The organism is Flavobacterium sp. NRK F10, assembly GCF_024054235.1.
GTDB classification, from domain to species: Bacteria; Bacteroidota; Bacteroidia; order Flavobacteriales; family Flavobacteriaceae; genus Flavobacterium; species Flavobacterium sediminis.
The window spans coordinates 1-211 of the sequence record NZ_JAMXLC010000017.1 but is presented as its reverse complement, the minus strand read 5'-3'; the positions used below and the strand labels follow the sequence as shown (position 1 = coordinate 211).

Genomic DNA, 211 nt, shown 5'->3' with positions numbered 1-211 from the left:
ATGCAGCCATTATCGATGCGATAGATGATGATTTTAGTGGGGCTCCCGTAAACGGTTATACAGGCGGAGTATCAGGCGATGTAACGACAAACGACACCTTAAACGGAGTATCGGTTAACGATACAGAGATAGTTATCACAATAATAACAGACGGAGGATTAACCGGCGTATCGATAGGAACAGACGGCAGTTTAAGTATCCCATCAGGTAC

1 protein-coding gene is annotated in these 211 nt (G+C 44.5%); it reads left to right on the top strand.

Going from position 1 to position 211, the window contains the following annotated elements; all coding sequences use genetic code 11:
• Window positions 1–211, top strand: a 211-nt coding sequence (locus tag NHF50_RS15650) for a hypothetical protein (protein ID WP_252777371.1), incomplete at both ends; no start/stop codon positions are given.